An 18,716-nucleotide genomic window follows, 5' to 3' on the forward strand; every position below is an offset into this window, starting at 1 on the left:
CCCTCGACAGGGGGCCGGGCCGCTCACTTTCGTTCCGCCCGGGTCAGGCCGCCTCGGGCAGCGACGCCGTCTCCGCCCGGCCCTCCCCGCGCTTCGCGCGGAGCGGCGGACGCGCCGTGCTACTCGGCTCCGACACCACACCGTTGCGCTGGCGCCACACTTGACGGGTGATCCAGATGTCGAGCACGCTCCAGGTGGCCACGACGGTGGAGACCACCGCGCTGACGGTCACCGGGAACGCCAGCCATGACCCCGTCACGGTGCTGAAGAACGCGACGACCCCCTGGACGAGCGTCACCGATGTGATCATCACGGCCCGCACGGCGGCGGTGCGCACCGGGTCCGGCATCCGCCGTCGCGCCCGGTCGTCCTCCACCCACAACTGCCGTGCCGACCGCGCCTCGTGTTCCATTGTTCCGTCACTCCCCACACTGACCGACTTCAGGAACGGTTGCCCGGCTTGAGCGCCTATACACGGACAGAACCCGCCCCGTACTTATTGACGCACGAGTGAGGGAAAAGGTTTCGCCCGACCTGGGATGAACGTGAGCCGGATGGGACCGGAGCGAGCAATTCCAGCCATCTCCGCAGGACGGAGAAATGGCGCATCGTTCGGTGTCCTACGCCACAGTGACCAATCCCAACTCCCCGAATACCAGGACATCTCATGATCAAGACTCACTCGACAGGCTGAAAATAGCCCGGACATGCCTTCGGGATGGCCGTGATGCAGTAGTAGGCTCACGCCGCCGTTTGTTGAATCTCAAGGTTGACGCCGCGTGTTGACGCCGGACGTCACGAACGTGAAGGACCTCCGGGGCCACGGAGGTCGAGCTGGGGGAGGCCATGCGCTTTCGCGGGAAGTCCATCCGCCGGAAGATCGTGGCGTTGCTGCTCGTACCGCTCGTCTCCCTGACCTGCCTGTGGGGTTTCTCCACGGTCCTCACCGGACGCGAGGCCGACCAGCTCCTCGACGTCGGCTACATCGTCGACAAGGTCGGCTACCCCCTTGAGGACACCGCCCGGGTCATCCAGCTCGAACGGCGCCAGTCACTGATCTACCTCGCCGACCCCCGGGGCTCCGACACCCTCGGCTCCCTCAAGGAGACCCGCCGGGCGACCGACCGCCAGATCGCCCGCATCCGCGCCAACGCCGCCGACCCCGGCGTACGCGAGGAGATGCGGCCCGTCACCGCCCAGCGGCTCACCTCCCTCCTCGAAGCGCTCGAAGGCATCGCCTCCCTGCGCCGCTCGGTGGAGAAACGTGACATCGGCCGGATGCAGGCCCTCGAGTTCTACAACCGGCTCGTCGACCCCTGCTACAGCTTCCTGATCACCCTCCACGCCCTGGAGAACGTGGAGATGGACAAGCAGGGCCGCGCCCTCGTCGGCATCACCCGCGCGCGTGAGCTGCTCTCCCGCGAGGACGCGCTCGTCCTCTCCGCGCTCGTCGCGGACCGCGTCACCGCCCAGGAGATCCGCGAGATATCCGACCTCGTCGCCATCCGCGAGCAGTTCTACGAGGTCAACCTCGAACTCCTGCCCACCGCGGACCGCAACCGCTTCGAGAAGTACTGGCGCAGCCCCGACAGCCAGCCGCTGCGCAACGCCGAGAACGCGATCATCGAACAGGGCCCCACCGACAGCCCGCGCGCCGTCACCCCCGCCTACTGGCAGGACAACGCCAGCCCCGTCCTCGACGACCTGGCCAGGGAGAACACCGCGGCCGGCGACCGCTACCAGGACCGCGTCCAGCCCGCCGCGTACAGCGTCCTCCTCAAGGCCGGTGTCGCCGGAGTCCTCGGCTTCCTCGCCCTGCTCGCCTCGATCGTCATCTCCGTCCGCATCGGCCGCGACCTCATCCGCGACCTGCGCCGCCTCCAGAAGGAGGCCCAGGAGGTCTCCGGCGTACGCCTGCCCAGCGTGATGCGGCGACTCGCCGCGGGCGAACAGGTCGACGTCGGCACCGAAGTCCCCCATCTGGGATACGGACAGGACGAGGTCGGCCAGGTCGGCCAGGCCCTCAACACCCTCCAGCGCGCCGCCGTCGAGGCCGCGGTGAAACAGTCCGAGCTGCGACGCGGCGTCTCCGAGGTGTTCGTCAACCTCGCCCGCCGCAACCAGGTCCTCCTCCACCGCCAGCTCACCCTCCTCGACACCATGGAGCGCCGCACCGAGGACACCGACGAGCTCGCCGACCTGTTCCGGCTCGACCACCTCACCACCCGCATGCGACGGCACGCCGAGGGCCTCGTCATCCTCTCCGGCGCCGCGCCCTCCCGTCAGTGGCGCAAGCCCGTCCAGCTCATGGACGTGGTCCGCGCCGCCGTCGCCGAGGTCGAGGACTACGAGCGCATCGAGGTCCGCCGGCTGCCGCGCCTCGGCGTGGGCGGCCCCGCCGTCGCCGACCTCACCCACCTCATCGCCGAACTCCTCGAGAACGCCACGGTGTTCTCGCCCCCGCACACAGCCGTCCAGGTGCTCGGCGAGCGGGTCGCCAACGGCTTCACCCTGGAGATCCACGACCGCGGCCTCGGCATGAACCCCGACGCCCTGCTCGACGCCAACCTCCGGCTCGCCGAGACCCCCGAGTTCGAGCTCTCGGACACCGACCGGCTCGGCCTCTTCGTGGTCAGCCGGCTCGCCCAGCGCCAGAACGTCCGTGTCTCGCTCCAGACCTCGCCGTACGGCGGGACCACCGCGGTCGTCTTCATCCCGGCCGCACTGCTCACCGACGCGCCCGAGACCCAGGGCGCCGGATTCCGCCTGGACCGTAAGACCCTGGGGCGCACCGGCCCGGCCGACGGCGAGACCGCCGACGACGGCGTCCTGCCCAGCCGTCGCCCGGCGCTCGCCCGGGTTCCGGACGTGACCGGGACACCCGGCCCGCTCGACGGACCCGTCGAGCTGGAGGGGCCGCTCGGCAGCGAGGAGTTCGACGTGCTCCTCGACGGCGCGGCGGACCTCCTCGACACCGAGAGCGAACGCGGCGGCCTCTTCCGCCCCCGTGGCCGGCGGCGCACCGGACTGGCACCGGCGGGCGAACAGCACCAGCAGGCGACGGACCGGGCGAACGGCCCCGGCGAGGAGGAGGACAAGCCCGCCGACGCGGGCGTCCTCGGCCCCGTGCCGCTGCCGCGCCGCCGCACCCCGACCCTGGTCGTGGACCACGGCCGCCGCCTCGACGAGCCGAACCGCGGCCGTGGCGTGGACGAGCCGGACCGCGGACGGTCCCTCCCGGGACAGGACCGTGGCAGGGCCGTCGACGGACAGGATCGGGTCCGGGCCGTCGACGGACCGGACCGGGGCCATGGCATCGACGGACCGGACCGGGGCCGGGGTGTCGACAGGGCCGACCGGAGCCGAGGTGGCGACGGGGCCGACCGGGCCCACGCGCTCCCCGATCTGGACCACCCGCCCATCGGCCGGGCGCACCCCGCCCACGGCCGGGTGACCGAAGGCTTCGGCCGGGTGACGGACGGCCCCGGCGTCGCGGGCCACCACCCCTACGGCAGCGGGCAGGACGACCGGCCGGTGCGGCAGGACGGACGGCCGGTGCCGCCGAGCGGAACCGGCCGTCCCGGCGACCAGCCCGTACCCCCGCGTGGCACCGGCCGGCCGCACGGACTGCCCGGCGCCCCGCGAGGAAACGGCCCCACCCTCGTGCCCGTACCACCGGAGGGCCCCGTACGACCGGAGGGCCTCGTACGACCGGAGGGTCCCGTGCCGCCGTCGGCGAGCCCCGAGCCGTTCGGCGGACTGCCCCGCCGCGTCCGTCAGGCCAGCCTCGCGCCCCAGTTGCGCGCGACCGACGGCCCGGCCGAGCGCGGTACGGGCGGACGCGCCGACGCCCGTACGAGCGGCGGCGCCTCGCCCGCGGACCCCGACTCCTTCGAACGCGACGCGGAGGAGGTACGCGCGCGCATGGCCGCCATGCAGCGCGGCTGGCAGCGCGGACGACAGCACAACGCCGACCCTGACGACCCGACAGCACCTGGAACGACACCCGAGGGGGACGGTCGATGACCGCACCGAACGCCGCAGCACCCAGCACCACCTCCGGCCACGGAAACGGCAACGGCGAGCTGAACTGGCTCCTCGACGAGCTCGTGCAGCGCGTCGCGTCCATCCGGAAGGCCCTGGTGCTCTCCGGCGACGGCCTCCCCACCGGCGCGTCCCAGGACCTGACCCGGGAGGACGGTGAGCACCTGGCCGCCGTGGCCTCCGGCTTCCACAGCCTTGCCAAGGGCGTCGGCCGTCACTTCGAGGCGGGCAAGGTCCGCCAGACGGTCGTCGAGCTGGAGGACGCCTTCCTCTTCGTCACGGCCGCCGGCGACGGCAGCTGTCTGGCCGTGCTCGCCGACGCGGACTCCGACGTCGGCCAGGTCGCCTACGAGATGACGCTGATGGTGAAGCGGGTCGGGGCCCACCTCGCGACGGCCCCCCGGACCGGTCTGCCCGCGGGAGGGTGAGTGGGGACGGCATGAGTGACGCAGCCGAGCGGAACCAGCTGAACCAGGCGAACCGGCACACGGAGCCGGACCAGAGCACCGCCCCGGCCCACCACCACTGGTTCGACGACGAGGCCGGGCCGGTGGTCCGTCCGTACGCGATGACCCGTGGCCGGACGAGCGCCGCCACCCGCCACCGGCTGGATCTGATCGCGGTGGTCGTGCCCGAACCCGCCGCCGACGACCCCGGCCGGGACCAGACCCTTTCCCCCGAGCACGTGGAGATCGTCGAACGCTGCTCCGAGCAGCCCCAGTCGATCGCCGAGCTCGCCGCAGGACTCGACCTCCCCGTCGGGGTGGTCCGGGTGCTCGTCGGTGACCTCGTCGAGGACGAACTCGTCCATGTGACCCGCCCCGTTCCGCCGGCCGAGCTGCCGGACGTGAGCATTCTCCGCGAGGTGATCAATGGCCTTCGGGCGCTCTAGCCGCAAGAAGCCGTACGTCGAGCCGGTGACCCTGAAGATCCTCGTCGCGGGCGGGTTCGGGGTCGGCAAGACGACGCTGGTGGGCGCGGTCAGCGAGATCCGGCCCCTGCGGACCGAGGAGATCCTCAGCGAGGCGGGGCGGCCCGTCGACGACCTGCACGGCGTCGAGACCAAGACGACCACCACGGTCGCCATGGACTTCGGCCGGATCACCCTGCGCGAGGACCTCGTCCTGTACTTGTTCGGCACCCCGGGCCAGGACCGCTTCTGGTTCCTCTGGGACGAGCTGGCACAGGGCGCGCTCGGCGCGGTCGTCCTGGCGGACACCCGCCGACTGGAGGACAGCTTCGCGGCCATCGACTACTTCGAGCGGCGCGGCATCCCGTTCACGGTGGCCGTCAACTGTTTCGAGGGCGCCCGGCGGTTCCCCGCGGAGAGTGTGCGCGGGGCGCTGGACCTGGACCCGGAGGTCGAGCTCCTGATGTGCGACGCCCGGGACCGTGAGTCCGTGAAGAACGTCCTCGTCGCCGTGGTCGAGCACGCGCTCGTCCTCGCGGACCGGAGCCACGCGACGGTCGCCCCCTGACCCCCTGACCCCCTGACCCCCTGACCCCCTGACCCCCTGACCCCCTGACCCCCTGACCCCCTGACCCCGGTGGGCCGAGTAACCTCGACCCACCGCATGGGGCCCACCGATGAAGCCCGCCGGCCCAGCGGCCTCGGCCCACCGTCGCGGCCCGCCGACCCAGCGACCCCGGCCCACCGCCGAGGCCGCCGTCACACCCCCGGAACCTCAGCGCACCGCCACCACGGCCGACCCGTGCCCGAACAGCCCCTGGTTCGCGGTGATGCCGACCCGTGCCCCCGGCACCTGCCGGTCACCCGCCGTACCCCGCAGCTGCCAGGTCAGCTCGCATACCTGGGCGATCGCCTGGGCGGGAACGGCCTCCCCGAACGAGGCCAGCCCGCCGCTGGTGTTGACGGGCAGGCGTCCACCGAGCGCGGTCGTCCCGTCCCGCAGCAGCTTGGCGCCCTCGCCGGCCGCGCACAGCCCGATGTCCTCGTACCACTCCAGCTCCAGAGCGGTGGACAGGTCGTAGACCTCGGCGAGGGACAGGTCCTCGGGCCCGATCCCCGCCTCCTCGTAGGCGGCACGCGCGATGGAGGCGCGGAAGGAATGCGCGGCGGGCGCGACGGCCACCGCCGAGTCGGTCGCGATGTCCGGGAGGTCGAGCACCGCCTTGGGGTACGTGGGGGAGACCGTCGACACGGCCCGGACCCGCACCGGGTCGGGGTGCCCATGGCCGCGCGCGAAGTCCATGCTGGACAGCACGAGCGCGGCGCCTCCGTCCGAGGTGGCGCAGATGTCGAGGAGCCGCAGCGGATCGGCGACGACGGCCGAGGCCGCCACCTGCTCGGCGCTCACGCGCGCGCGATAGCGGGCGAGCGGATTGAGCGCGCCGGCCGCCGCGTTCTTCACCTTCACCTGGGCGAAGTCCTCGGGCGTGTCCCCGTACAGGGCCATCCTGCGGCGCGCGTAGAGCGCGAAGTACGCGGGGTTGGTGGCCCCGAGCACCCGGAACCGCAGCCAGTCCGGGTCGTCGGGACGCTCGCCGCCGGCCGGGGCCAGGAAGCCCTTGGGCGTCGCGTCCGCGCCGACGACCAGGACCACGTCCGCGAGTCCGGCGAGGATCTGGGCCCGTGCGGTCCCGATCGCCTGGGCACCGGAGGCGCAGGCCGCGTACACGCTGGTGACGCGCGCCCCCTGCCACCCGAGGGCCTGGGCGAACGTCGCCCCGGCCACGTAACCCGGGTACCCGCAGCGCATCGTGTTCGCGCCGACGACGGAACCCACGTCCGTCCAGTCCAGGCCGGCGTCGGCGAGCGCGGCGCGGGCGGCGACCGTCCCGTAACTGACGAAACTCCGCCCCCACTTGCCCCACGGATGCATTCCCGCCCCGAGGACCGCGATGTCGTTCACGACCGCTCCTCCCGTGCGACGGGCCGCCAGTTCCAGGTGGTCCAGATGTGTTCGTCATCCTCGTTGAGGACCCCGGGCACCACCTCGACCTCCGTCCCGACCGCCAGATCGGCCGTCGTCACCCCCGGCGCGGCCTGCCCGAGGACCACCATCGCCTCGGCCGCCAGCTCGACCGCGACGAGGGTGTACGGCTCCCAGGGCGCCTCCGGATCGGAGACGTACGGGGCGGGCGGACGGTAGCGCCCGTCGGTGTACGACCAGACCCGGCCGCGCGGAGAGAGCGGGAACTCGGCGAGCTCCCCGCCACCGGGGCAGACCGGATTGCGGCACACGTCGTCCGCGCGCGGGAAGAAGACCGACGCACAGGCCGTGCAACGGGTCCCGAGCAGCCGGAACTCCGCAGTCGGCACGGTGTCGTCGGTGAACCACCCGGTCACCACCGGTGTGCGTGTCCGTGCCATCCAGGCCTCCCGTGCCTACCATCGACCACCGTGATCTGACGAACCGTCAGAAGTGTGGCACGGGAGCCCCGCGGACGAAAGGTTCAGTGACCGGCCACCGACCTCCTCGCCACCGGGAAGTCGAAGAACGTGCTCGGGTACGGCTCCGGCTTGAAGGTGAAGTGCCACCACTCCTCGGGCAGGTTCACGAAGCCCTGCTCGACGAGCGTGCTCTTGAGCAGCTGCCGATGGGCCCGCTGCACGCCCTGGATCCGGGCGTCGTCGGTGTGCGAGAGCGTGTCGAAGCAGTCGTACCCGGTGCCCATGTCCACGGAGTTGTCCGGGAACCGCTCCCCTTGTGGCGCGTAGCACTCCGTCAACCTCTCGCCCGGCACGTACGCGCGCGTGGGCACCGCCGGCAGCCGGACGATCGTCAGATCCACCGTCGAGCCCCGGCTGTGCCCGGACTTCTCCGCGATGTAACCGTCCGCGAACAGTCTCGACTTGTCGACGAGCGGATAGAACTCCCCCTTCATCCGCTCGTCCGCCAGGTCCTTCGCCCAGCGCACGAAGTGGTCGACAGCCCGCTGCGGCCGGTAGCAGTCGTACACCTTGAGGGTGTAGCCACGGGCGAGGAGACGCACCTGCGCGCGGTGCAGCGCCTCGGCGGCCGGCCGGGTCAGGATGCACAGCGGCTGCCGGTAGCCGTCCACCGGCTCGCCCACGAAGTTGTGCTCCGTCGTGTAGCGCATCTCCTGAATGATCGTCCGGTCCACCGAGTCGAGGGCCACGAACTCCCGTGGCGCCTTCGGCTCCGGCGCGGCGGACGCCGGGGGAGCGGGGGCGGCGACGGCGCCCGTGACGGCGAGCAGTCCGGCCGCGGCCGCGACGGCGAGAGTACGGAAAGCGGAAGCAAGTGCTGTCATGCGCACCGTCTATCAGTTCCGGCAGCGCCGGGAAAGGGTGATCGCATACGGTCGGCCCGTGAAGGACTCCCACTGCACGTTCTGCGGCGCCGCCCACCCGGCCGACGCCGGCTGGCCCCGCATCTGCCGGGCCTGCGGCCACACCGCATACCGCAATCCACTGCCCGTCGCCGTCGCCCTGCTCCCCGTCACGGACGGACCGGACCGACCGGACGGAACGAACGGAACGGCCACGGGCCTCGTCGTCATCACCCGCACCATCGAACCCGCATGCGGGGAGGTCGCCCTGCCCGGCGGCTTCATCGACCACGGCGAGGACTGGCGCGCCGCCGTGGTCCGCGAACTGCGTGAGGAGACCGGGATCCTGGCCTCCGCCGAGGAAGTCCGCCTCGCGGACGCGCTGAGCTCCCCGGCCGGCCACCTCCTCCTCTTCGGCCTCCTCCCGCCCCGCCCGGCGGCCGCGCTTCCGCCCTCGGCCCCGACGGACGAGACGAGCGGCCACCACGTGCTCCGGGCACCCGGGGAACTGGCCTTCCCGCTCCACACGGAGGCGGTACGGAAGTGGTTCGCGGGCGCCTACGGGTGAAAGCGACTGAGGTGTCCCGCAGCCGAGTTGTGAGGATCCCTGTCGTGCCGACGGGAGTACGAACCCCGGCGCGCTCGCCTGCTGGAGGGCTGATCCCACCCGTGCGGACCCGATCGGCCCGCACGGTTCACACCCCCCGCACCCGCACCGGCAGCCCCGCCTCCTCCACCCCGTCGTCCGTCACCCGTTCCACGACCACCCGCCCGTCCACGAGCCGTGACTGGTAGCGCTCGATCTCGGCCGTCTCCCAGCCGTCCCCCGTATCGCGTACGACGAGCCCGCCGCCCGTCCGCCCGGCGGCGGGCGCCCACACCTCCAGGGCAAGATCTCCGTCCTCGCCCCGCACCGGGAGCACCGCCCCCGCCCGCGCGAGGACCGGCACCCGGGAGAGCGGCGCGTCGAGCAGCACCTGCCCGGGACCCTCGTACGCCTGCCCCGTAGCCGTGTCGTACCAGCGTCCGCGCGGCAGCCGCACGGCCCGCCGGTCGGCGCCCCGGGTCAGGACCGGCGCCACCAGCAGCGCGTCGCCGAGCAGGAACGCGTCCTCGCAGTCGCGCAGCACCCGGTCCTCGGGCGCCCCCCACCACAGCGGGCGTACGTACGGCGCACCCGTCATCCGGGCGAGCCGGGCCAGGGTCGTGAAGTACGGCCGAAGCCGCTCCCGTTCGGCCAGCGCCTCGCGCGCGTGCTCCAGGACCTCCGGACCGAACTCCCACGGTTCGCGCCGCCCCGCGTCGATCGCCGCGTGGGTGCGGAACAGCGGCAGCCACGCCCCCAGCTGGTACCAGCGCAGGAACAGCTCCGGCGTCGGACTGCCGTCGAAACCCCCCACGTCGGGACCCGAGTACGGCACCCCGCACAGCCCGAGACCCAGGACCAGGGCGAGCGAGGCCCGCAGCCCCGGCCACCCGGTCGACACATCGCCCGACCACGTGCCCCCGTACCGCTGCATCCCCGCCCAGCCGGAACGCGAGAAGAGGAAGGGCCGCTCGTCCGGCCGCAGCCGGCGCAGCCCCTCGTACCCGGCCCGCGCCATCGTCAGGCCGTACACGTTGTGCGCCTCGCGGTGGTCGCCGCCCCGGCCGTCCAGGTCGTGCCGTGCCGAGCGCGGCAGCGTCATGTCACCGAAGGGCGCGAAGGACACCGGCTCGTTCATGTCGTGCCACACCCCGGCGAAGCCCTGCCCGAGCCGCTCCTCGTACAGCTCGCCCCACCACTCCCGTACCGCCGGATCCGTGAAGTCCGGGTAGGCGCACTCGCCCGGCCACACCACCCCGTGGACCTCGTTGCCCCGCGCGTCCCGGACGAAGGCCCCGGCCGCCCGTCCGCTGTCGTACACCGCGTTCCCCGGTTCGACCTTCACCGCCGGGTCCACGATCGACACGAGCCGCACGCCCTCCCCCCGCAGCTCCTTCGCGAGCCCCGGCAGATCGGGGAAACGCTCCCGGTCGACCGTGAACACCCGATGCCCGTCGTAGTGGTCGATGTCCAGGTGTACGGCGGACAGCGGCAGCCCCCGCTCCCGGTATCCGGCCACGACCCGCCGCACCTCGCGTTCGCTGCCGAACCCCCAGCGCGCGTGCTGCGGTCCGAGCGCCCAGTCCGGCGGCAGCGCCGGAGCGCCGGTGAGGGCCGCCCAGCCGTGGAGTACGCGCGCGGGAGTGCCGACCACCACCCAGCAGCGCAGCGGACCGCCACCCATCCGGACCTCGCTGGTTCCCGGCCGGTCGTGCCCGGACCCCGCGCCCTCCTCACCCTCGGCCAGGGTGACCCGGCCCTCCCAGGAGTTGTCGTGGAAGGCCAGGTGCGTCCCCGCGTCCGAGACGACGAACTGCACGGGCATGGTGAGGTAGAGCGGATCGTCCCCGGGGCCGAAGCTCCCCTTGGGATCGGTGTTCCAGAGGCGGTACGAGCCGTCCCGCAGCCGCGGTCCCGCCGACCGCCCGCCCAGCCCGAAGAACCGGGCGTCCGCCGGCACCTCACTGCGCTGCACCCAGCGCGCCGCCCCACCGGACGAAGCCCCACCGGCCACCGGCTCCCACCAGCGCGGCGGCAGGTCCCGGCGCAGCATCACCCCGCCCGGCGTACGGATCTCCACCGCCCCGTGCCGGGACACCGCCACCGTCACCCGCTCCGACACGATCCGCCAGCCGCCGTCCGTGTCCGGCTCCAGGGTGGCCCGCAGATCCGGATCCGGCGCGTCGCCCGCCAGGGCGTACGAGGGAAGCGGCTCGGCCCCGTCCCACCCCCAGAACACGGTGCCGCCCGACGACACACAGATCCGCAACGAGGACCGCGCGAACCGGATGGTCCCCCCACCCGGCGCGGCCTCCGCGTCCGCCGCCGGCCCCGGTACCCGGGCCCGCTCCGCACCCCTCGGCGGCAGACCCCACGCGTCCGTACGACGCTGCCGCCACGCCGCCCGCACCGTCCGCAACCCCCACACCGAGCCGAACACCTTCATCGAACGCACCAGTTCACGACCGTCCATGCAGCTCAGCCTGCCACCCACCCGGGGCGGAACAGGCTCCGTTCAACTGGCGTTCACCCGTGGTGGGAGCACATATTCAACTGCCCGACCATGGGCGGGCAGACCTGGTGCGAATGACGATCACATGGCATCGTCCTGTCAGCCGCGTCACGCGCACACCCCAGCACGTGCGCGGGACACACGCCGACCCCGCGTACAGCCAGGGAGCCGCCCCAATGACATCAGCGCAGACCGAGCCGCTCTGGCAGCCGGACGAGGAACGCGTCGCCACGGCCGCCGTGACCCGCTTCCAGACCTGGGCCGCCGAACACCACGGCGCCCCGGCCGAGGGCGGATACCAGGCGCTCCACCGCTGGTCCGTCGACGAGCTCGAAGCCTTCTGGCAGGCCGTCGTCGAGTGGTTCGACATCCGCTTCTCCACCCCGTACGAGCGCGTCCTCGGCGACCGCTCGATGCCCGGCGCCGACTGGTTCCCCGGGGCCACCCTCAACTACGCCGAGCACGCCCTGCGCGCCGCAGACGAGCGCCCCCATGACACGGCCCTGCTCCATGTGGACGAAACACATGAGCCCACGCCGATCACCTGGGCCGAGCTCCGCCGCCAGGTCGGCTCCCTCGCCGCCGAACTCCGTGCCCTCGGCGTCCGGCCGGGCGACCGGATCAGCGGCTACCTGCCCAACGTCCCGCAGTCCGTCGTGGCCCTCCTCGCCACCGCCGCGGTCGGCGGTGTGTGGACCTCCTGCGCCCCCGACTTCGGTGCCCGCAGCGTCCTCGACCGCTTCCAGCAGGTCGAGCCGGTCGTCCTCTTCACCGTCGACGGCTACCGCTACGGCGGCAAGGAGCACGACCGCCGCGAGACCGTCGCCGAACTGCGCGCCGAGCTTCCGACCCTCCGCGCCGTCGTCCACGTCCCGCTGCTCGGCACCCCGGCACCCGAGGGCACCCTCGCCTGGGCCGACCTCGTCGCCGCGGACGTCGAGCCGGTCTACGAGCAGGTCCCGTTCTCGCACCCGCTGTGGGTCCTGTACTCCTCCGGCACCACCGGCCTCCCGAAGGCGATCGTCCAGTCCCAGGGCGGCATCCTCGTCGAGCACGTCAAGCAGCTGGGCCTGCACTGCGACCTGGGCCCCGAGGACGTGTTCTTCTGGTACACCTCCACCGGCTGGATGATGTGGAACTTCCTCGTCTCCGGCCTGCTCACCGGCACGACCGTCGTCCTGTACGACGGCAGCCCCGGCTACCCCGACACCGCCACCCAGTGGCGCGTCGCCGAACGCACCCGCGCCACCCTGTACGGCACCTCCGCCGCGTACGTGATGGCCTGCGCGAAGGCGGACGTGCACCCCGGCCGTGACTTCGACCTCTCGGCGGTGAAGTGCGTCGCCACCACCGGCTCCCCGCTGCCCCCCGACGGCTTCCGCTGGCTCCACGACGAGGTCCGCGAGAACCTCTGGATCGCCTCCGTCAGCGGTGGAACCGACGTGTGCTCCTGCTTCGCGGGCGCCGTCCCCACCCTCCCGGTCCACATCGGCGAACTCCAGGCGGCCGGCCTCGGCACCGACCTCCAGGCCTGGGACCCCTCCGGCAAGCCCGTGATCGGAGAGGTCGGCGAGCTCGTCGTCACCAACCCCATGCCGTCCATGCCGATCCACTTCTGGAACGACCCGGACGGCAGCCGCTACCGCGACAGCTACTTCGAGATGTTCCCGGGCGTCTGGCGCCACGGAGACTGGATCACGATCACCGACCACGGCTCGGTCGTCATCCACGGCCGCTCCGACTCCACCCTGAACCGCCAGGGCGTCCGGATGGGGAGCGCCGATATCTATGAGGCCGTCGAACGCCTCCCGGAGATCCGCGAATCCCTCGTGATCGGCCTGGAGGAGCCGGACGGCGGCTACTGGATGCCGCTCTTCGTCCACCTCGTCGAGGGCGCCACCCTCGACGAGGAGCTGATCGCCCGCATCAAGCGGACGATCCGTACCGAACTCTCCCCCCGCCACGTCCCCGACGAGATCATCGAGGTCCCGGGCGTCCCGCACACCCTCACGGGCAAGCGCATCGAGGTCCCGGTCAAGCGCCTCCTCCAGGGCACCCCCCTGGCCAAGGCCGTCAACGCCGGCTCGGTCGACGACCTCGGCCTCCTGCACTTCTACGAGACCCTGGCGGCCGACCGCCGCCGCTGAGCGCACGGCAGGGCCCGCCGACCCGTTCGGATCGGCGGGCCCTGCCGTTTCCGGTCAGCCCTTCGGCTCAGCTCGGCCCGCGCCCTTCGACCCACCGGCTCACGCCCTTCGGCTCAGCTCGGCCCACCCGCCTCGGTTCAGCCCTTCGGCAGCTCGCCGGGCGCCGGGGCGGACGCCTTGGCGAGCACCGCCGACACCCCGAGGACCGTCCCGGCCCGGCCCGCCGAGGTGGTCTCGGTCAGGACGGTGCGCTCACCGAGGAACGCCGACGTGGTCCGGTCGAAGATCCACTGGGTCTGCTCGCCATGGGCGGTACGGGCCACCGCGACGCCCTCGCGACCGGCCGCGTCCTTCGCGGACGGCAAGAGGGTCACCCCGGGGATCCGCGCCGCCGCCCCGTACAGCGCGGCGGTGACCTTCGGCGGGGCCCAGGTCTCGGCGAGCAGGGTCCCGATCGCGGTGAACGCCCGCTGATCGGCGTCGCCCTCGCCCGTGCGCGTCTGGTCCCGGATCAGGCGCAGCAGCGCGTCCGGATCCGTGGGGAGGGTCGCCACGTACGTGTGGGTCGGATTCGTGACGGAGGGAGCGGCCGCCGCGAGGGTGGTCTTCCGGGGCGTGGCCCCGGGACCGTCCAGCTCGTACACGGGCAACTCGGCGCCGAGTTCGGTGTCGGCGGTACCGGGCTCGCGCAACAGCCCCGGCCGGCTGCCGTCGACGGAGAGCCACACCTCGCGCTGGTGCGCGGGCGGCAGCGCGGCCGGACCGCCGGCCGCGTCGCGCCCCGCGTGGGCGACGAGGCTCCTGACGTAGACGTACCCGCCGGGCCGGGCGTCCGGCGCGGGAGCGGCGGCAGCGGCGAGCGCGGCACCGGACAGGACGCGTACGGCCTCCGGCGTCGCGGGCCGACCGACCGAGAAGCGGCCCGGAGACCCGGTGGGACCGTTCTGGGGCGCGAGCACGGCGACACCGGTGACGACCGCGCAGGCGGCCACCGGCGCGACGATCCAGCTGAGCCGGACCCCGGGACGCGCCCGCCGCTCGCGGGACACGCGGCCACCGGCGCCGTCCCCGGACGCGAGGGCGGTCCGCAGCACGGAGTGCCGCAGGTCACGGTCCCGCTCCGGCGCGAGCTCGGGCACCGGCGGCGGGGGAAGGAGCTCGGCGAGCTCGGCCCGCAGCAGCGCGTCCGCGTCCGCCCGGCCCCGGTCGTGGTGCGGCGTACGAGAGGCAGAGGCGTTCATGACTGGTTCTCCGGAATCGATCGGGGCACGAGTGCGGGACGGACGGGGGTCGGGTCGGGGGACCGGGCGGCATCGGTTCCGCGCACAGGCTCCGGGGCCCTCGCCGGTCCTGTACGGGAGGGAGCGCCGGTGCCGGTCGCCACGGCGGGCCCCGTGGACCCACCGGCCGACCGAACGGCGGCAGCCGCCGCCCGCTCCTCCCGCCGCGTGGCGCGCAGCTCGGCCTCGGCGAGCTTCCGGAGCCGTTCACGCGCCCGCGACAGCCGGGACCGGACCGTCCCCACCGGGACCCCCAAGGCCTCCCCGGCGGCCGCGTAGTCGAGCCCGGCCCACACGACCAGCGTGAAGACCTCCCGCTCGCGCCGCCGGAGCTTGCCGAGAGCGGCGCGGGCCGCCCGTACCTGCTCCCCGTCGGTCATCCGGGCGAGGACGTCGTCGGCGAAGTCCGGCAGGACGCCCCGCTCGGTCATCCGGGCCAGCGCCGCGTCCCGCCGCCGTGCCTCGCGGGCGGACCCGCGCATGATGTTGGTCGCGATGCCGAGCAGCCAGGGGCGCAGACTGCCGCCCTCGGCGTGCACCTTCCCGCGACAGCGCCAGGCCTCCAGGAACGCGGCGGAGACGACGTCCTCGGCCGCCGCCCGGTCCCCGCACACCCGGAAGGCGTAGTGGTACAGCACGCGTGCGTGCTCGTCGTACGCCTCGCCGAGCGCGGAGGGATCCCCGGCGCGGAAACGATCTCTCATAGGTGATTCCACACAAGGCACTGGGCGGTGGTTCGTCCGGGTTCCCGTGACCCGCGCCACACCGCGTACCGGCCCTGCCCCGGGCAGGCGCCGATGTGGCCCAGGTCACGGGAACGCCGAGCCCGCGACGCGCAGTGCTGGACATGAACGATTCCTCGACACCCGGCGGTACGCCCCGGGGCGCGACCCGCCGCACGGCCCTGCGCACCCTGGCCGTGGCCGCCGTCCTCGCGAGCACGACCCTCTCCGTGCCGCCCCCGACGGCGACCGCCTCGGCCGCGGCCCCGGAGACGTACACGCTGACCATCCGTCACCTCGACCGCACGGGCGCCGCCACCGGCGACTACCGGACGAACGTCACCGGCATCTCGGGCCCCGGCGCCGACGCCTCCGCCTCGCCCCACGACGAGTCCGGCACGGTCACCGTCCGCCTGCCCAAGGGCCGCTACCTGCTCGACTCCACCCTGACCGGCGCCGACGAGGCCACCGGAACCGACTGGATCGTCCAGCCCCGCCTGGACCTCGACCACGACACGACGGTCACCGTCGACGCCCGCACGACCGAGCCCGTGGACGTCCGTCCGCCGGAGTCCGGCGCCCGCTACCTGCACAGCATGGCGTTCGTCGAGGCCACCCACGCGGGCACGACCCGTTCCGCGAACATCATCATGGCGAGCGACGCCCTGCGCGTGGCCCACCTCGGCCCCGCCGCCGAGTCCGGCTCCGTCAAGGAGTGGATCGACACCTACTGGTCCGGCGCCCGCGCGGACTACGCCCTCGGCTACACCTTCACCTCCGCGCGCGCCCTGACCGGCCTCGTCCGCCACCCCGCGGCCACCTCCCTGGCCACCGTCAAGGTCCGCGGAGCCGCCCCACAGGGCGCGACCGGCACCGCGTTCGTCGACATCCAGCCCAGCGCCGGCCCCACCGTCGGCCTCGTCCAGCCCCTCCCGCTGCCCGGCACCGCGACCTTCCTCGTCACCCCGGAACGCGGTCTCTGGGACGTCGGGTACGCCGGACCCGCGGCCCCCGAGACCCCGCCCAACCGCTACGCCGCCAACGGAATCGCGGTACGCGCGGGTGGCACCGCAACGCGCACCTTCGACAACGCCGTCTTCGGCCCGGCACTCGACACGGCACCCGGCGCGCGCCCCGCAGGCGTCCGCGACGGCGACCGACTCGCCCTCGACATCCCGCTGCTCGCCGACGGCGAGGGTCACGTCCCGAGCGCCCCGCGCTTCCACGACGCCACCACCACGCTCCACCGCGACGGGACCCTGATCGGCACCCAGCAGGGCGACCCCGGCCGCGCCACGTTCACCACCACCCCCGGACGGGCCTCGTACCGCCTCACCGCCACGGCGACCCGCGGCGAGAGCGCGGCCACGAGGGGACGCGTCACCGCCGCCTGGACCTTCACCTCGGCCGCCGCGTCCCGCCCCGCGGCCCTGCCCCTCAGCACCGTCCGCTTCGCCCCCGCCCTCGACCTCGACGGCACCGCCCCTGCGGGGACCATGGTGCGCGTACCGGTCACCGTCCAGGGCGCGGCCGCCGAGACCGGAGTCCGTGCCCTCACCGTGTCGCTGTCGACGGACAACGGCACCACCTGGACCCGCGTCCCCGTCGTCAACGGTCAGGCGGGCTTCCGTACCCCCGGCCCCGGTGGGTCCGTCTCGCTGCGCGCCGAACTCACCGACACCCAGGGCAACGCCCTCACCCAGACCCTGACGAACGCCTACCGGACACGATGACCTGACGAGACGCGTCCGAGCGCTCCGGGAAGGTGACCACCCTCCCCGGGGCGCTCACGCATGCCCTGCGCCACCGGCCCCACCGGGGCGAACCCGCTACCGCGTCAACCGCCGTACAACGCCTGCGCGTCCCCCAGCACCTCCGCGAAGTCCGCCGCCAGACGCGGGGCGTCCTCGGGCGCGAGCGTCGACGTGGTGATCCGTACGGCCGGCGGGGCGGCGATCCGGAACCGCGCCCCCGCGGCGACCCACCAACCCTGCGTCCGCAGCCCGTTGACGACCGCCGACTCGTCCCGCACCGGCACCCATACGTTCAGCCCGCTCGCCCCGACCGCCCGGATACGGTGCGCCCCGAGCGCACCGATCAGGGCCGCACGCCGCTCCGTGTACGCCGCCTCGCCGTCCGCCACGAGCGCCCGTACCGCGCTGTCGCCGAGGAGGCCGACCACCGTCTCCTGAAGGACGTGACTGACCCAGCCCGAGGTCATCAGCATCCGCCCGTCGTGCCGCGCGAGCGTGATCGCGTCACACGCCACCCCGGCCCAGCGCAGGTCGATCCCGAGGTGCTTCGACACGGTCCGCACCTGCGCCCACCGTTCGAGCCCCGCCGCCGCCAGCGTGTGCGCCGCGGCCCCGCCGATCTCCGCGTTGTGGTCGTCCTCCACGACGAGCACCTCGGGGAAGTCCCGCAGCACCGCCGCCAGTTCGTCCCGTCGCGACCGGGTGAAGAACGCCCCGGTCGGACACTGTCCCCGCGGACTGCAGACCACCGCGCGCACTCCGCCCCGGAGCGCCGTCCGCAGCGACTCCGGTGCGAGCCCCTCACCGTCCACGGCCACCGGAACCATCCGCAGCCCCAACGCGGGCACCAGATCGAGCAGATGGTGGAAGCCCGGATCCTCGACGGCCACAGGGTCACCGGGCCGCAGCTCCGTCGAGAGGAGCCGTGCGATGCAGTCGAGCGCCCCGTGCGCGAACGTCACGTGCCGCGTCGGCACCCCGTCGCGCGCGAACCACTGCCGGGTCGCCTCCTCGAGCGCCGCGAGCCGGGGCGCGGCGCGGTGGGACCCGTACACCGGAATGACCGGCGAGGGAGGACGCAGTACCGGGAGGAAGGCCGGGTCGGGATGGCCTCCGGCCAGATCCACCAGGCCCTGGGGCACCCGCGGTGGACGCCGGGAGTCCACTGACGGCACCTCCGCCACGACCGTCCCGCCCCGGCCCCGCGTGACGATCAGACCGCGCTGCCGCAGCTCCTTGTAGGCCGTCGCGACCGTCCCCGGACTGACCCCCAGCTCGTCGGCGAGCCGCCGCACGGGCGGCAGGGCGTCGCCGGGGGAGAGCCCGCCCTCGGTGACACCCCACTCCACGGACGCGGCAATCCCCTTGGCCGTCGTGCCTTCGATCGAATATTGTGCTGCCACGTAATCAATTA

The 18,716-nt window shown here is 73.5% G+C and carries 15 protein-coding genes; 7 read left to right on the top strand and 8 right to left on the bottom strand.

Annotated elements, in window-relative coordinates; genetic code table 11:
• Positions 1-43 precede the first annotated feature (43 nt).
• Positions 44-412, bottom strand: coding sequence for a hypothetical protein (locus N5875_RS32325; RefSeq protein ID WP_318206708.1), 369 nt, complete (start codon positions 410-412; stop codon positions 44-46).
• A gap of 434 nt (positions 413-846) precedes the next feature.
• Between N5875_RS32325 and N5875_RS32330 the strand changes: the two genes are divergently transcribed.
• From N5875_RS32330 to N5875_RS32345, 4 genes are read left to right on the top strand one after another with little or no spacing between them, the layout of a single operon-like run.
• On the top strand, positions 847-4,026 hold the full coding sequence (locus tag N5875_RS32330) for a nitrate- and nitrite sensing domain-containing protein (RefSeq protein ID WP_338497742.1): 3,180 nt from the start codon (positions 847-849) through the stop codon (positions 4,024-4,026).
• A complete protein-coding gene (locus N5875_RS32335) occupies positions 4,023-4,472 on the top strand; it encodes a roadblock/LC7 domain-containing protein (RefSeq protein ID WP_318206706.1) in 450 nt (149 codons plus the stop codon). Before N5875_RS32330 ends, N5875_RS32335 begins: the two co-directional genes overlap by 4 nt.
• A gap of 11 nt (positions 4,473-4,483) precedes the next feature.
• A complete protein-coding gene (locus N5875_RS32340) occupies positions 4,484-4,936 on the top strand; it encodes a DUF742 domain-containing protein (RefSeq protein WP_318206705.1) in 453 nt (150 codons plus the stop codon).
• Positions 4,917-5,522, top strand: coding sequence for an ATP/GTP-binding protein (locus tag N5875_RS32345; protein ID WP_318206704.1), 606 nt, complete (start codon positions 4,917-4,919; stop codon positions 5,520-5,522). Before N5875_RS32340 ends, N5875_RS32345 begins: the two co-directional genes overlap by 20 nt.
• A gap of 207 nt (positions 5,523-5,729) precedes the next feature.
• On the opposite strand, the gene N5875_RS32350 is transcribed toward N5875_RS32345, so the two are convergent.
• The 3 genes from N5875_RS32350 to N5875_RS32360 form a co-directional block, all read right to left on the bottom strand.
• Complete coding sequence (locus tag N5875_RS32350; RefSeq protein ID WP_338499327.1) at positions 5,730-6,887, bottom strand: lipid-transfer protein; 1,158 nt, start codon at positions 6,885-6,887, stop codon at positions 5,730-5,732.
• Between the two features lie 26 nt (positions 6,888-6,913).
• The gene (locus N5875_RS32355) at positions 6,914-7,378 is read right to left on the bottom strand and encodes a zinc ribbon domain-containing protein (protein ID WP_338497743.1); all 465 of its coding nucleotides are present in this window, start codon (positions 7,376-7,378) and stop codon (positions 6,914-6,916) included.
• An 83-nt stretch (positions 7,379-7,461) separates the two neighbouring features.
• Entirely contained in the window at positions 7,462-8,283 is an 822-nt protein-coding gene (locus tag N5875_RS32360; protein WP_318206702.1) for a M15 family metallopeptidase, read from the bottom strand.
• Here N5875_RS32360 and N5875_RS32365 point away from each other — a divergent pair.
• A complete protein-coding gene (locus N5875_RS32365; protein ID WP_318206701.1) occupies positions 8,282-8,869 on the top strand; it encodes an NUDIX domain-containing protein in 588 nt (195 codons plus the stop codon). The two genes, N5875_RS32360 and N5875_RS32365, sit on opposite strands and share 2 nt — an antisense overlap.
• A 127-nt stretch (positions 8,870-8,996) precedes the next feature.
• Here the strand turns inward: N5875_RS32365 and N5875_RS32370 are convergent, their stop codons facing one another.
• Positions 8,997-11,360 (bottom strand): glycoside hydrolase family 31 protein, encoded by a 2,364-nt coding sequence (locus tag N5875_RS32370; RefSeq protein WP_338497745.1) that lies wholly within the window; start codon positions 11,358-11,360, stop codon positions 8,997-8,999.
• A 215-nt stretch (positions 11,361-11,575) separates the two neighbouring features.
• Here N5875_RS32370 and N5875_RS32375 point away from each other — a divergent pair, with 215 nt between their 5' ends.
• Entirely contained in the window at positions 11,576-13,546 is a 1,971-nt protein-coding gene (locus N5875_RS32375; RefSeq protein WP_338497747.1) for an acetoacetate--CoA ligase, read from the top strand.
• Between the two features lie 137 nt (positions 13,547-13,683).
• On the opposite strand, the gene N5875_RS32380 is transcribed toward N5875_RS32375, so the two are convergent.
• Together N5875_RS32380 and N5875_RS32385 are read right to left on the bottom strand one after the other, a co-directional pair.
• Positions 13,684-14,787, bottom strand: coding sequence for a CU044_5270 family protein (locus N5875_RS32380; protein WP_338497750.1), 1,104 nt, complete (start codon positions 14,785-14,787; stop codon positions 13,684-13,686).
• Complete coding sequence (locus N5875_RS32385) at positions 14,784-15,530, bottom strand: RNA polymerase sigma factor (protein ID WP_338497752.1); 747 nt, start codon at positions 15,528-15,530, stop codon at positions 14,784-14,786. The genes N5875_RS32380 and N5875_RS32385 overlap by 4 nt, the downstream gene beginning before the upstream one ends.
• Positions 15,531-15,673: 143 nt before the next feature.
• Between N5875_RS32385 and N5875_RS32390 the strand changes: the two genes are divergently transcribed.
• Positions 15,674-17,281, top strand: a complete 1,608-nt coding sequence (locus N5875_RS32390; RefSeq protein ID WP_338497754.1) for a serine protease — start codon at positions 15,674-15,676, stop codon at positions 17,279-17,281.
• Positions 17,282-17,385: 104 nt separating this feature from the next.
• Here N5875_RS32390 and N5875_RS32395 read toward each other — a convergent pair whose 3' ends face one another.
• Positions 17,386-18,705, bottom strand: a complete 1,320-nt coding sequence (locus N5875_RS32395) for a GntR family transcriptional regulator (RefSeq protein ID WP_338497756.1) — start codon at positions 18,703-18,705, stop codon at positions 17,386-17,388.
• Positions 18,706-18,716 lie beyond the last annotated feature (11 nt).

The sequence above is a fragment of the Streptomyces sp. SJL17-4 genome (assembly GCF_036826855.1).
In the GTDB taxonomy this organism is placed as follows: Bacteria; Actinomycetota; Actinomycetes; order Streptomycetales; family Streptomycetaceae; genus Streptomyces.

Excerpts from the sequence above, each read along its gene's own strand:
- N5875_RS32325 (WP_318206708.1), bottom strand. The coding sequence starts at position 412 with ATGGAACACGAGGCGCGGTCGGCACGGCAGTTGTGGGTGGAGGACGAC.
- N5875_RS32330 (WP_338497742.1), top strand. The coding sequence starts at position 847 with ATGCGCTTTCGCGGGAAGTCCATCCGCCGGAAGATCGTGGCGTTGCTG.
- N5875_RS32335 (WP_318206706.1), top strand. The coding sequence starts at position 4,023 with ATGACCGCACCGAACGCCGCAGCACCCAGCACCACCTCCGGCCACGGA.
- N5875_RS32340 (WP_318206705.1), top strand. The coding sequence starts at position 4,484 with ATGAGTGACGCAGCCGAGCGGAACCAGCTGAACCAGGCGAACCGGCAC.
- N5875_RS32345 (WP_318206704.1), top strand. The coding sequence starts at position 4,917 with ATGGCCTTCGGGCGCTCTAGCCGCAAGAAGCCGTACGTCGAGCCGGTG.
- N5875_RS32350 (WP_338499327.1), bottom strand. The coding sequence starts at position 6,887 with ATGCATCCGTGGGGCAAGTGGGGGCGGAGTTTCGTCAGTTACGGGACG.
- N5875_RS32355 (WP_338497743.1), bottom strand. The coding sequence starts at position 7,378 with ATGGCACGGACACGCACACCGGTGGTGACCGGGTGGTTCACCGACGAC.
- N5875_RS32365 (WP_318206701.1), top strand. The coding sequence starts at position 8,282 with ATGCGCACCGTCTATCAGTTCCGGCAGCGCCGGGAAAGGGTGATCGCA.
- N5875_RS32360 (WP_318206702.1), bottom strand. The coding sequence starts at position 8,283 with ATGACAGCACTTGCTTCCGCTTTCCGTACTCTCGCCGTCGCGGCCGCG.
- N5875_RS32370 (WP_338497745.1), bottom strand. The coding sequence starts at position 11,360 with ATGGACGGTCGTGAACTGGTGCGTTCGATGAAGGTGTTCGGCTCGGTG.
- N5875_RS32375 (WP_338497747.1), top strand. The coding sequence starts at position 11,576 with ATGACATCAGCGCAGACCGAGCCGCTCTGGCAGCCGGACGAGGAACGC.
- N5875_RS32380 (WP_338497750.1), bottom strand. The coding sequence starts at position 14,787 with ATGAACGCCTCTGCCTCTCGTACGCCGCACCACGACCGGGGCCGGGCG.
- N5875_RS32385 (WP_338497752.1), bottom strand. The coding sequence starts at position 15,530 with ATGAGAGATCGTTTCCGCGCCGGGGATCCCTCCGCGCTCGGCGAGGCG.
- N5875_RS32390 (WP_338497754.1), top strand. The coding sequence starts at position 15,674 with ATGAACGATTCCTCGACACCCGGCGGTACGCCCCGGGGCGCGACCCGC.